The sequence below is a fragment of the Bacillus sp. S3 genome (assembly GCF_005154805.1).
Lineage (GTDB): Bacteria > Bacillota > Bacilli > Bacillales > Cytobacillaceae > Neobacillus.
In genome coordinates this window covers 2,696,188-2,708,534 of record NZ_CP039727.1, presented here as the reverse complement: position 1 = coordinate 2,708,534, position 12,347 = coordinate 2,696,188, and the positions used below count along the sequence as shown (strand labels likewise).

The window sequence follows — 12,347 nt, the reverse complement described above, 5'->3', positions numbered from 1 at the left end:
ACACTATAAACCCTTTACAAACAAAACTTGTCTATGCCAAAACTGTGACAATTTCCGTAATTCTTTTTATAAAAATGATAATGCGAATGTATGTTCGTTTCCTTTTTAAAGATGCTTTTTCAATTCATTTATAATCTTTTCTGAAACTCGTTCAATAATGATATTCAATTCTTGCTCAGATAAGCTTTGTTCTCGGATGGGTGTGATCTTCTTCGCATGGTGGCCATCCGGTGTTTCGACCCCCTGTGGTGTCATCCCTTTGATCCCCACTTTCGATTTCATCTCCACAAGTGTTTGAACATGTTTTTTCGAAAGTTCCCGGTCACCGTTCAACTGTTTTGCGATCCAATTAATTTTTGCCGTAAACTCTAAGGATTCCATAATATAATAGGCGTGTTCTAAATCCTTACCCCAGATTAACGCACCATGGTTTTCTAAGAGCACTCCTTGATGGTCGTGAACATGTTGCTTGACGGCATTTGGCACCTCTTCGCTTGAAGGTGTTCTGTATTCCGCAATAGGAATCGTTCCAAGATAGATGACTGATTCCGGCATGATTGCTTGATCCAATGGAATACCCGCAATTGCAAACGCTGTTGCATATGGCGGATGAACATGGACAATGGCATGTATGTCGGGTCGTTCTTGATAGACAAGCAGATGCATTTTCATTTCAGAGGTAGGCAGGTACTCACCATCAAGAACATTTCCTTGTCTGTCTACCTTTACAATCATCTCAGGTGTCAAGAAGCCCTTACTGACGCCTGTTGGCGTGATCAGAAATTCATTATCGCTAATCCTTATGGACATGTTGCCGTTATTCGCAGCAATAAAGCCTTGTTCATAAATCCTTTTTCCTATTTCACAAATTTGTTTTTTATACTTTATTTCTGAGATCATAATTAACCTGCTTTCCGTTTGTTCATTTAAAGAGTTTTTTTGCCATTTTCCGATATTGCGGCAATTTTGTTTTCAATAATTAATAAGTCTGCTTCTGTATCTTGAGCTTTTTTCGCATCTTTAATTACATACTCCTCCGGCCTCATTTCCAACCGCATTATAGCTTGATTGCCCAATACCGGAAAAAAGAACGGATTTATCCTATTCTTCAAATTGTTTGCTATATAAAAAAACACCATGCCGACATTGGCATGGTGTTTCAAATCATTACGCTTGTAATTTTTCACGAAGAACCATTTGCAGGATTCCGCCGTGACGGTAGTAATCAATTTCAACTTCAGAGTCAAAACGAACTAGAACTTCGAATTCCTTCTTGTTACCAGCTTCGTCAGTAGCCGTAACTTTTAGAAGGTCACGTGGTTTTACGTTTTCGTCCACTTCAACATCAATTGTTTCTTTACCAGTTAAACCAAGTGATTCAGCATTTTCGCCTTCTTTAAATTGAAGTGGAAGCACACCCATTAACACAAGGTTTGAACGGTGAATACGTTCAAAGCTTTCAGCAAGAACTGTTTTAATGCCAAGAAGGTTTGTACCTTTCGCTGCCCAGTCACGCGATGAACCCATTCCGTAATCTTTACCAGCAAGAACGATCAAGCCAGTGCCGTTTTCTTTATATTTCATGCAAGCATCGTAGATCGAAGTAACTTCGCCAGTTGGCCAGTAAGTTGTGAAGCCGCCTTCTGTACCTGGTGCGATTTGGTTACGGATACGAATATTTGCAAATGTTCCGCGCATCATAACTTCGTGATTACCACGGCGAGAACCGTAAGAGTTGAAGTCACGTGGCTGCACGCCTTTTTCAAGCAAGTATTTACCGGCTGGAGTATTTTTACCAATAGCCCCTGCAGGTGAGATATGGTCAGTTGTCACAGAGTCACCAAACTTACCAACCACACGAAGTCCTGTTAATGGTTCAACAGTACCTGGTTCTGGTGATAACCCTTCGAAGAAAGGCGGGTTAGCAATATATGTTGAATCCTCATCCCAAGTGTATAAGGGCTCATTGCTCGTTTTGATTTCGTTCCAGCGCTCGTTGTCGCCAAACACATTCTCGTATTCTTTACGGAATAGCTCAGGAGTAACGGTGCGTTTCACGACATCATTTACCTCTGCAGTAGATGGCCAGATATCTTTGAAGAAGACATCGTTGCCGTCTTTATCTTTACCGATTGCTTCAGTAGCAAAATCAATGTTCACAGTACCAGCAAGTGCATAAGTAACAACCAGCGGCGGTGAAGCAAGGTAGTTTGCTTTGACAAGCGGGTGAATACGACCTTCAAAGTTACGGTTACCTGAAAGAACAGATGTCACTAATAGGTCGTTTTCAGCAATGGTTTTTTCAATTTCTTCTTTTAATGGACCAGAGTTACCGATACATGTTGTACAACCGTAACCAACTAAGTTGAAGCCGATTTGCTCTAGGTATGGAAGCAAGCCGGAATCACGAAGGTATCCAGTAACAACTTTAGATCCTGGTGCTAAAGAGGTTTTCACAAACTTAGGAACTTCCATTCCAAGTTCAACCGCTTTTTTCGCAACCAAACCTGCACCTACTAATACATATGGGTTAGATGTGTTAGTACAGCTTGTGATAGATGCGATTGCTACTGCCCCTGTTTTGATTTCTGTTTCGTCACCATTGTTGAATTTCACGGTTGCTGATTTATCAAGCTCAGCACCTTGTAAGCCGAAGCCTTGGTTTCCTTGTGGTGCAGAAACAGCTTTGACGAATTCTTGTTTCATTTTTGAAAGTGGAATCAAATCCTGTGGGCGTTTAGGACCAGAAAGATTTGCTTCAATTTCAGAAAGATCGATTTCGATGACATCAGTATATACTGGCTCAAATGATGGATCGAAGAATAGTCCGTTAGCTTTGCAATACTCTTCTACTACTTTGACTTGCTCTTCTTCACGTCCTGTTAAACGCATATAGGCAAGTGACTCATCATCAATTGGGAAGAATCCGCAAGTTGCACCATATTCAGGAGCCATGTTAGCAATCGTTGCACGATCTGCAAGTGGTAGTGAAGATACACCAGGTCCGAAATATTCTACGAATTTACCAACTACACCATGTTTACGAAGAACTTGAGTAACTTTTAGAGCAAGGTCTGTTGCAGTTGCTCCGTTTGGAAGCTCACCGATTAATTTAACGCCGACAACTTCTGGCACAGGGAAATAAGAAGGCTGTCCAAGCATTCCTGCTTCTGCTTCAATACCGCCAACGCCCCATCCAAGAACGCCAAGGCCGTTAATCATGGTAGTGTGGGAGTCTGTTCCAACCAATGTGTCCGGATATGCTTCCAATTCTCCGTCTGTTTCAGCAACATGAACAACATCTGCCAAATACTCAAGGTTTACTTGGTGAACAATCCCTGTTGCAGGAGGTACAGCACGATAGTTGTTGAATGATTTTTGCGCCCAGCTTAAGAACTGGTAACGTTCTGCATTACGTTCGAATTCATAATCCATGTTGATTCGTAAAGCATCTGCAGATCCATAAGCGTCAACTTGTACGGAGTGGTCGATAACAAGATCAACCGTTTTCTCCGGATTGATTTTGTCAGGGTCACCGCCAAGGTCAGCCATTGCTTTTCGTAATGAAGCAAGGTCAACGACTGCTGGAACACCTGTAAAGTCCTGGAGGATAACACGAGCCGGTTTAAATGGAACATCCACTTCTTTCAGCTCATTTGTTCCCCATTTTGCTAAGTTTTCAACATGCTCTTTTGCGATGACGCGGCCATCATATTGGCGTAGTACGGATTCAAGTAAGACTTTTACGGAATACGGCAATTTAGAAACCTTGCCAATACCTGCCTCTTCAAGTGCATTCAAACGGTAGTAGTGGTAGCGTTTACCGTTGGCTTCAAAGGAAGCGCGTGCATTAAATACATCGTTTTTTACCATTTGTAAAAAACCCCCTTCATTCGTTATAAAACAATAAAATTAACGAAAAGTTGAAAAGTTTGAATTTTCCCATCCTGGTTCACTTTTCTCACAATTCTAATCTTAATACAACCTTTTGCATAAGTAAATAACAAGAAAGTTATTGTGTTTGATAAGTTTTTCTTATGCTTTTTATGTAATTTGTTCGCAATATTTTGATAACTCGCATGAAGATTAGAATAAATTTGGAAATGGGAAAATACTTCTTCTCTTTATTATTATCTCAAAAAACTTTTTTGTTGTCATTTTTAAATGATTAAAGGAAATAGTAATCATATAGCAGGAGGTGAAGGAAATGGTAAAACGAAAGTCTAATCATGTCATCCCGGGAATGAATGCTGCCAAGGGTCAAGGAAAAGGAGCGGGTTTTAACGAGGAATTTGCGAGTGAACCGGAAAAAACAGTAAAAGAGAGAATGAACAATAAAAAGCGGAAGAAAAACCAGTAAAGAATACGGGGTCCCCTTGGGATGGGACCCTCTTTTTCTGCTTGATTATTCGGTCTGATTAACTTCGGAAACTATATTTTGTAAGTCCTGTTGGAATTGTTCTAACTGAGCTCTTTGATGCTCAGATGCGACCTCAAGTGCACTTTCTATTTGTTGATAGGCTTCATTTACTTCGTTCTTTAAATGCTTTAGTTGATGCCCGTAACTGGCACTATCACTCACAATTGTCTCAAAAAGTCCTTGTGCTTCCTCATATCCTTGTTGTGCTGCTTGAAAAGCCTGTTGTTTGTCCTTATTATAAGGATATTTTTGCATGGTTTCATCTCACTCCTTCAATTTGTTTACCCATTAAATTGCACAGTACAGAAAAAAATATTCGGCATAAAAAGATTTATTGATTGCATCCTAAATGATGAGGAGGGATAAAAATGAACAAAAATGATGGAAAAGATATGCGGAAGAATGCACCAAAACAATCCGGACAGCCAGAACCATTAAGCGGTTCAAAAAAGGTAAAGAATCGCAACCATACACGCCAAAAGCATAATTCAAGTCATGATATGTAAAATAAAAAGCTCCAACCCCTAAAAAGGGGTTGGAGCTGAATGGCTATCCTTAACAAACGCTTATTAACGCGTCAAGCAAGATTTCTTCTTCCTCCGGTGTGACTGTTCTAAGATCAAGGAGAAATTCATCTTTTTGGATCCGTGCAATGACCGCTGGTTTCGATTCTGTTCGCAGTTTTCGAGCGAGCTGCTCTGCAGAAAGGGACTCATGTGTTAAGGCAATGACCATTGTTGGGAGCTGCACGTCTGGCATCGTTCCACCGCCCACTTGGCTTGTATCTTGAAAAATTTTAGCTTGAAAGCTGCTTGTTCTTTGTAACAGTTTTGTAACAAAACTCTTTGTTCTTTCGTCTAATTCATTGAGAGTAACTAACAAATCGCGAATGGTTGGAATAGTTCTCATCGCAGTTTCGCTGCGCGCATAATCGATTAATGTCCCTTCGAGTGCAGCTAGTGTCATTTTATCCACCCGGACCACTCGTGCTAACTGATGTTTTTTTAATCGGTCGATAATTTCTTTCCTTCCGGCAATAATCCCTGCCTGTGGTCCCCCCAGGAGCTTGTCTCCACTAAAGGTGACCACGTCTGCTCCCCATTCGATGACCTCTTTTACGACCGGTTCATCACCAATTCCATGCTTTCGGAAATCATAGAGTGCCCCGCTGCCAAGGTCTTCATAAAAAATGACATCATCTAATTTTTTTGTTAACTCTATCAATTCTTCTGTTTCCACCGATTTTGTAAAGCCAATGACCATAAAGTTGCTCGTATGTACCTTCATGATAATCGCCGTTTCAGCGCATACTGCATTCTCGTAATCATACAGATGTGTTTTGTTGGTTGTACCCACCTCTTTTAATTTGGCTCCACTTTCCTCCATGATGGAAGAAATACGGAAGGATCCGCCGATTTCAACAAGTTGTCCCCTGGAAACGACCACCTCTTTATTGTTTGCCAGTGCCCGTAAAACAAGATAGACGGCAGAAGCATTGTTATTAACGACCATCGCGGCTTCAGCACCTGTAATTTCTTTTATCAGTGCCTCTACATGGCTATGACGCGAGCCGCGCACCCCTTCATTAAGATTATATTCAAGATTTGAGTAATTGCCTGCCGTTTCAATAACATGGCGGATCGCGTTATCACTTAATCTTGCCCTGCCCAGATTCGTATGTAATATGGTTCCTGTTGCATTGATCATTTTTTCAATTGTATAGGAAAACTGTTTTTCTACATTCGTTTTCACGCTGGAAAACAAATCATCTATGAATTGATTCGTTCCCGGAATGGCACCATGCCATGTCTCATTAAGAATTGAAAACCTGATTTGATCAAGAATATTTTTTAATTGTTTCGTTAACTGTGAATGATCTAGCTGACTCTCCTTTAAAAGTTGTATAAATTCACCATCATTTTGAAGCTCATGGATAGCTGGAATTGAACGTAACCATTCTTTCACGATAAAAACTCCTTCACTTACCCTTCTTTAGACCCATTATAGCATATGGATTTCACGTTTTACCTCACTCTGAATAAAATGAAACGAGCAAGGGGGGTCAGATATGAAGAAAAAGAAGCAGATTCAAAATCAGACCTTTGATTTTGAATTAGTGGAAAAGTGGCTCGAGAATTTTTTTCTGGACCCGCTTACATCGTATTATGATCAAACTCAATTCCAAATTGATCTTTATGAAACGGAAAAAGAATGGATTGTTGAGGCGATTTTAAGCGAATTCGAAGCATCGGAAATAAAGGTTTATATCGAAGAAAAAAAATTACTGATCTCTGCCTGCAAGTACCCCCCTTCTGTAACCCAACTCAGTAAAAGTCGTTCAATTGAATTTCCTTTTTACGTCACAAAACAAGAAGTAACCGCTGTTTACACGAAGGGTATATTAGAGGTATTTATTTCAAAAACAGAAAATGGATTGGGAAAAAACAGATTTATCACACTGCCTTAAATGATAAAACCCTCATAAATGCTATGAGGGTCGTTTCTATTTTGTCTCAATGATCTCGATCATTTCTTCTGCATCAGGAAAAATACCAGTATCAAGCTTTGAATAAATCTTTTCCCCATTGACTGTTATCTCGAAAGCACCGCCTGAACTGGGAATAAGCTCTACCCTTTGAATTGTTCGATTAAAATGGGTAAACAATTTTTCCGCGAACCTCGCGGCTTTTGGTGCGTAGTTTCATTGCATACAAAATTCGATAATTACTTGGTACTGTTTCATTCCTATCCCCCTAAAACAAGGCTTTTTTTCAGCCAATATGTAACCACATTTTATCCCATCCCCTCCTGTTCCGCAATTGTTCAGCACGAGGTGTGCGGATTTATAATAAAACAGTTATACTATTTAATGGAGGTGGACATATTGAGTGAACAAGAAAAAATTCGCCTGACTTCTTTCTCAACAAAAGCTGGCTGAGGCTGCAAAATTGGTCCAGAGGACCTGGCGCAAGTTTTGCGCTTATTACCAAAACAAGAACCTGTTCCTGAATTATTAGTGGGACTTGATACATCTGATGATGCCGGAGTATATCGCTTAACCGACTCGATCGCCTTAATCCAAACGGTCGATTACTTTACCCCAATCGTGGATGACCCATATATGTTTGGTCAAATTACTGCTGCTAACGCATTGAGTGATGTCTATGCGATGGGCGGAGAACCGAAAACGGTATTAAATATTGTCGGCTACCCGATTAAAAAGCTCGGTGCAGAAATGCTTTCTGAAATCCTTCGCGGTGCCGCTGATAAAGTGAAGGAAGCGGGTGCGATAACCGTAGGCGGCCATTCGATTGATGACCAAGAACCAAAGTTTGGTTTATCGGTTACAGGCATCGTGCACCCTGATAAAGTATGGAAAAATGTTGGCGCAAAGCCAGGTGATGTTCTGGTGTTAACTAAACCAATTGGTGTTGGCATCCTGACTACCGGGATAAAAAGATCTGCCGTGACTCCTGAACAGGAACAATTGGTGACCGAAACCATGGCGATGCTGAATAAAACGGCTGCTGTAGAGCTAATGAATTATCAGCCGCATTCCGTTACGGATGTTACTGGTTTTGGTTTACTTGGACACGGGAGTGAAATGGCACGCGGCAGTCATGTAAGTTTTGAGATTTCTCTAAGTCGCGTACCTGTTCTTGAAGGAGCGCTGGAATTAGCTAGAGATGGCGTTATCCCAGGTGGGTCCAAGTCGAATCATAAATGGTTAAGTGAGGATGTTGTTTATGAAGGAATTCTTCCTGAAGAACAGCTTGTGCTTTGCGATGCCATTACCTCGGGAGGTCTTCTCGTGTCTATTAGTGAGGACGAGGCTGCTGTGTATGTTGATCGGCTTAAAGCAAATGGTTTATTCGACGCTGCCATTATTGGCAGGGTGACAGAGAAACATGAGAAACTTATTTATGTGACACGATAAAAGCGAGGCTTTCATAAGCCTCGCTGTTTTTTTGCCAATAAACGGTTTCCACTTTATAATTTTTGACGCAGCTTTTCAATCATTTCCTTCGTCATTCTGTCTAAATCATATTCTGCTTTAAAGCCCCATTCCTCTTTGGCAGCCGAAGCATCAATTGAATTTGGCCAGCTATCAGCAATACATTGACGAACCGGGTCCACATGGTAGGAAATCTCGAACCCTGGAACATATTTAGATATGGATGCAGCAATTTCTTCAGGATCAAAGCTCATGGCAGTCACATTAAATGAATTGCGATGAATCAACTTGGAGGCATCCGCTTCCATTAAATCAATAATCGCTTTTAGGGCATCCGGCATGTACATCATATCCATGTACGTCCCCTTATCAATATAAGAAGTAAATTTGCCGTTTTTAACAGCTTCATAATAGATTTCAACGGCATAATCAGTGGTCCCGCCACCAGGCAGTGCAACATAAGAAATTAAGCCAGGGAAACGCAACCCACGTGTATCGACACCGAATTTTTGATAATAGTAATCTGCAAGCAGCTCCCCTGCTACCTTATTTACACCATACATGGTAGTGGGACGCATAATCGTATCCTGGGGAGTATGATCCTTCGGTGTGGATGGACCAAATGCTCCGATTGAGCTAGGAGTGAAAAATTGGGCTTTCATCTCTCTCGCTGTTTCAAGGGCGTTCATCAGCCCGCCCATGTTTAAATTCCAAGCAAATACAGGCTTTGCTTCCGCCGTTGCCGAAAGAAGCGCAGCTAAATGCATGACCGTATCAACCTTATACTTTTTTGCTGTCTCAACCATTTTATTTAAATCGGTGACATCCACTGTTTCAAAGGGACCACTTTGTGCCGCCTCACTGTCATTTTTCTTGATATCTGTGGCAATGACGTTATCTGCGCCATAAACCTCGCGCAGCTTTAAGGTTAGTTCTGATCCGATTTGACCTAATGCACCTGTGATTAAAATACGTTTCATCGTTGTTTCTCCGTCCTCTTTACTTAAGCTGTATAATCCTGTTTACACATAAATACGTTACTATGTGGTCTAGAGTGTCTTGGATAAACCTATGAAATGATGCCCATTTCTTTCCCGACCTTTTCATAAATCGCGATCGCTTGGTCAAGCATTTCTTTTGTGTGTGCGGCAGTCGGCATATTGCGTACACGTCCGGTTCCCTTTGGAACGGTCGGGAACACGATGGACTTGGCATATACCCCTTCCTCATTGAGACGCTTACTAAATTGCTGCGTAAGCCCTTCATCGCCAATAATACATGGTGTAATAGGCGTTTCACTTGCGCCAATATTAAATCCTAATTCTTTTAAGCCCTTTTTCAAATAGTTGCCATTTTCCCATAGCTTTTTGTTAAGCTCCGTACTTTCCATTAACAGTTCAATGGATTTTTTACTAGCAGCTACATCTGCCGGTGTTAAGGAAGTCGAGAATAGGAATGGACGACTGCGGACCTTTAACCAGTCAATCAGGTTCTTCTTGCCGGCAACATAGCCGCCAACTACACCAATTGCTTTTGATAAAGTACCGATTTGGAAATCGATTTTATCTGACAATCCGAAATGTTTTACCGTACCAGCTCCATCACCAAGGACACCGGAGCCATGAGCATCGTCAACATACGTAATGAGATCAAATTCCTCCGCAATTTTGACGATTTCAGGTAATAAAGCAATATCCCCATCCATCGAAAATACGCCGTCCGTAATAACCATAATCTTATTGTAAAGACCGGATTCCTTTGCTTCTTTTGCTTTCGCACGCAGGTCCTCCATATCGGAGTGATTAACACGGATAATTTTTGCTTTAGAAAGTCTGCAGCCATCGATAATAGAGGCATGGTTTAATTCATCGGATAAAATCGCATCATTTTTATCCATGACAGCGGAAATGGCCGCCATATTGCAATTGAAACCAGATTGATAAGCAATCGCTGCTTCTGTATGTTTAAATTCAGCTAATTTTTCTTCCAATTCAACATGCAGCTTAAGCGTACCGTTAATGGTACGAACTGCACCTGCACCCACACCATATTTTTCAAGCGCATCAGCAGCGGCTTTTTTGAGACGGTCGTCTGTTGCCAAACCTAAATAGTTATTTGAAGAAAGATTGATTAGTTCTTTGCCATTAATCGTAATGACCGGTCCATTTGGACTTTCTAACGGGTCAATGACATTGTATAAACCTTTTCCTTTTAAATCTTCAAGATTCTCATTTAAAAATTGCTCTAAAGTGTTACTGGACACTTTCATTCCCCCTTAGTCTAATAAATTTTAAAAATACAGATGTCCGTCTGGAGAGGACACTACAATACCGATGAATCGGTAGTATGTATGGATTTCTATACTATACTTTATCATATTATTTTGTATTTGTTCACTAGTAGCGGACAAAATTTTTATTCTTACTTAGTTTACCCGATAAATGGAAAAGTAAAAATAATTAAGAAAGAGTTGGGGAGCTGGAGCTGGACATTTCTCAAAGTCGAAACTTATAAATACTGATATTACAAAAAAAAGGAACCGATTTGGTCCCTTTTTCGTATCCCGTGCTTTAATTAATCTGAATGGTGCTTAATTTCCCTGCATTATTAATAATGGATTGGAGTGCCTCTTCATACTCTGCTTCCAATCGGTTAATGATATCGGCCGTTGATTCAATTCGATCAATGGCACCTACACCATGGCCAGCGGACCAGATATCCCTCCACGCCTTTGCATTTGTTTCCTTTTGCATATCGTCAAAGTTAACATTTTCTTTCTTCATCAATTGATCAGGGTCAAGACCCGCTTTTTTAATACTAGGTTTCAGCATGTTTGCGTTTATTCCGGAAAACGCATCTGTTAAAATGATATCATCCTGGGTTGCCTCGACAAGCATTTCACGATAATCCTGATTAGCCATACTTTCAGTCGCGACAATAAATCTTGTTCCCATGTAAGCAAGATCTGCTCCCGCAGCTTGTGCTGCTAATATGCTCTTGCCAGTTGAAATTGAACCTGCCAGGACAATAATTCCATCCCAGAATGTCCGGACCATATCAACAAAAGCAAAACTATTTATTTGCCCAGCATGTCCCCCGGCACCACTTGCTACTAAAATGAGACCATCGACTCCTGCCTCTGCCGCCTTTTTAGCAAATTTCAGATCGCTGACATCCGAGAAAACGAAACCTCCATATTCATGGACAATGTCGACAACGTGTTTGGGACTTCCCAATGAAGTAATGACTAACTGAGGTTTGTGTTTCTTGATTAAAGCCAGTTCATCTTGCAGACGGCTATAGGAGCTATGTACTACCATATTCATGGCCCATGGTGCAATTTTACGGTGAGGGTCGTTTTCGCGTGCCTTTTCAAGTTCTTGATTCAATTGGCCCATCCATTGATCCAGAACCTCAATCGGTCTTGCATTTGGAGCCGGGAATGAACCAATCACGCCATTTAAACAGCAATTTTTAACAAGCTCGGTGCCTGACACTAAAAACATTGGAGCTGCAATAACAGGTAACCTCAACTGATACCACCAATCTTCAGGTATTGATTTTTTCATCGTATCCACCTCTTGATTTAGAATTTTCTGAATAAAATTACTTATTTTAATAGTACATGAAAATGAATAGGTATTCAATCTTTGATTTTAATGATTATTTACGGGATGGAAACGCTTTTTTTAAAAGGCGAACAATTGCATTCTTTTTAAGTCTATTGTTCGGTTACTTGTAAAAAAGGGTTGAAATTCACTTTGGCCGTGATATAATGTGAACATAAATTTATAAGGTTTCGCTCATATAATCGCAGGGATATGGCCTGCAAGTTTCTACCGGATTACCGTAAATAATCTGACTATGGGTGGGTAATGAGAGTTACACTTTTTATGTGTGTATCTTTCTTTCCTTTGGAGATCAAGCCCAAAGGTCATTGCCTCACTCAGTTTTTGATGTGAGCCATGACCT

At 40.7% G+C, this 12,347-nt stretch carries 12 protein-coding genes, 1 pseudogene and 1 riboswitch; of the genes and pseudogenes, 4 read left to right on the top strand and 9 right to left on the bottom strand.

Translation table 11 applies throughout. The annotated features are described in order from the left end of the window. Positions 1-105: 105 nt before the first annotated feature. From FAY30_RS12985 to acnA, 3 genes are read right to left on the bottom strand one after another with little or no spacing between them, the layout of a single operon-like run. Complete coding sequence (locus tag FAY30_RS12985) at positions 106-900, bottom strand: class II aldolase/adducin family protein (protein WP_149870276.1); 795 nt, start codon at positions 898-900, stop codon at positions 106-108. Between the two features lie 26 nt (positions 901-926). Next, positions 927-1,187 carry a hypothetical protein gene (locus FAY30_RS12980; protein ID WP_149870275.1) on the bottom strand — a complete coding sequence of 87 codons (261 nt, stop codon included), beginning with the start codon at positions 1,185-1,187 and terminating at the stop codon, positions 927-929. Then, a complete protein-coding gene (gene acnA, locus FAY30_RS12975; protein ID WP_149870274.1) occupies positions 1,168-3,873 on the bottom strand; it encodes an aconitate hydratase AcnA in 2,706 nt (901 codons plus the stop codon). Before acnA ends, FAY30_RS12980 begins: the two co-directional genes overlap by 20 nt. A gap of 334 nt (positions 3,874-4,207) precedes the next feature. Here acnA and sspO point away from each other — a divergent pair, with 334 nt between their 5' ends. Then, a complete protein-coding gene (gene sspO, locus FAY30_RS12970) occupies positions 4,208-4,360 on the top strand; it encodes a small acid-soluble spore protein SspO (protein ID WP_149870273.1) in 153 nt (50 codons plus the stop codon). Between the two features lie 45 nt (positions 4,361-4,405). Here the strand turns inward: sspO and FAY30_RS12965 are convergent, their stop codons facing one another. After that, entirely contained in the window at positions 4,406-4,675 is a 270-nt protein-coding gene (locus tag FAY30_RS12965; RefSeq protein WP_149870272.1) for a hypothetical protein, read from the bottom strand. A gap of 113 nt (positions 4,676-4,788) precedes the next feature. Here FAY30_RS12965 and FAY30_RS12960 point away from each other — a divergent pair, with 113 nt between their 5' ends. Next, positions 4,789-4,926, top strand: coding sequence for a small acid-soluble spore protein P (locus tag FAY30_RS12960; protein ID WP_149870271.1), 138 nt, complete (start codon positions 4,789-4,791; stop codon positions 4,924-4,926). A gap of 49 nt (positions 4,927-4,975) precedes the next feature. Here FAY30_RS12960 and selA read toward each other — a convergent pair whose 3' ends face one another. Continuing rightward, positions 4,976-6,385 carry an L-seryl-tRNA(Sec) selenium transferase gene (selA, locus tag FAY30_RS12955; RefSeq protein WP_149870270.1) on the bottom strand — a complete coding sequence of 470 codons (1,410 nt, stop codon included), beginning with the start codon at positions 6,383-6,385 and terminating at the stop codon, positions 4,976-4,978. A 103-nt stretch (positions 6,386-6,488) separates the two neighbouring features. Between selA and FAY30_RS12950 the strand changes: the two genes are divergently transcribed. Continuing rightward, entirely contained in the window at positions 6,489-6,887 is a 399-nt protein-coding gene (locus tag FAY30_RS12950) for an Hsp20/alpha crystallin family protein (protein ID WP_149870269.1), read from the top strand. 36 nt (positions 6,888-6,923) lie between these two features. On the opposite strand, the pseudogene FAY30_RS12945 reads toward FAY30_RS12950, so the two are convergent. Further along, a pseudogene (locus FAY30_RS12945) lies at positions 6,924-7,109 on the bottom strand (Rdx family protein); the annotation flags it as partial. A gap of 180 nt (positions 7,110-7,289) precedes the next feature. On the opposite strand from FAY30_RS12945, the gene selD reads away from it, so the two are divergent. Next, positions 7,290-8,357, top strand: a complete 1,068-nt coding sequence (gene selD, locus FAY30_RS12940; RefSeq protein WP_263315355.1) for a selenide, water dikinase SelD — start codon at positions 7,290-7,292, stop codon at positions 8,355-8,357. 53 nt (positions 8,358-8,410) lie between these two features. Here the strand turns inward: selD and FAY30_RS12935 are convergent, their stop codons facing one another. From FAY30_RS12935 to FAY30_RS12925, 3 genes are all read right to left on the bottom strand, one after another. Continuing rightward, positions 8,411-9,355, bottom strand: coding sequence for an L-threonine 3-dehydrogenase (locus FAY30_RS12935; protein WP_149870266.1), 945 nt, complete (start codon positions 9,353-9,355; stop codon positions 8,411-8,413). Between the two features lie 89 nt (positions 9,356-9,444). Beyond that, positions 9,445-10,638 carry a glycine C-acetyltransferase gene (locus tag FAY30_RS12930; protein ID WP_149870265.1) on the bottom strand — a complete coding sequence of 398 codons (1,194 nt, stop codon included), beginning with the start codon at positions 10,636-10,638 and terminating at the stop codon, positions 9,445-9,447. Between the two features lie 307 nt (positions 10,639-10,945). Then, positions 10,946-11,944 carry an NAD(P)H-dependent flavin oxidoreductase gene (locus FAY30_RS12925; RefSeq protein ID WP_149870264.1) on the bottom strand — a complete coding sequence of 333 codons (999 nt, stop codon included), beginning with the start codon at positions 11,942-11,944 and terminating at the stop codon, positions 10,946-10,948. A 214-nt stretch (positions 11,945-12,158) separates the two neighbouring features. Then, positions 12,159-12,260, top strand: a riboswitch (purine riboswitch). The last annotated feature ends 87 nt before the right edge of the window (positions 12,261-12,347 follow it).

Coding starts and splice junctions, on each gene's coding strand:
- FAY30_RS12950 (WP_149870269.1), top strand. CDS start 6,489: ATGAAGAAAAAGAAGCAGATTCAAAATCAGACCTTTGATTTTGAATTA.
- FAY30_RS12925 (WP_149870264.1), bottom strand. CDS start 11,944: ATGAAAAAATCAATACCTGAAGATTGGTGGTATCAGTTGAGGTTACCT.
- FAY30_RS12965 (WP_149870272.1), bottom strand. CDS start 4,675: ATGCAAAAATATCCTTATAATAAGGACAAACAACAGGCTTTTCAAGCA.
- FAY30_RS12960 (WP_149870271.1), top strand. CDS start 4,789: ATGAACAAAAATGATGGAAAAGATATGCGGAAGAATGCACCAAAACAA.
- FAY30_RS12985 (WP_149870276.1), bottom strand. CDS start 900: ATGATCTCAGAAATAAAGTATAAAAAACAAATTTGTGAAATAGGAAAA.
- FAY30_RS12935 (WP_149870266.1), bottom strand. CDS start 9,355: ATGAAACGTATTTTAATCACAGGTGCATTAGGTCAAATCGGATCAGAA.
- acnA (WP_149870274.1), bottom strand. CDS start 3,873: ATGGTAAAAAACGATGTATTTAATGCACGCGCTTCCTTTGAAGCCAAC.
- sspO (WP_149870273.1), top strand. CDS start 4,208: ATGGTAAAACGAAAGTCTAATCATGTCATCCCGGGAATGAATGCTGCC.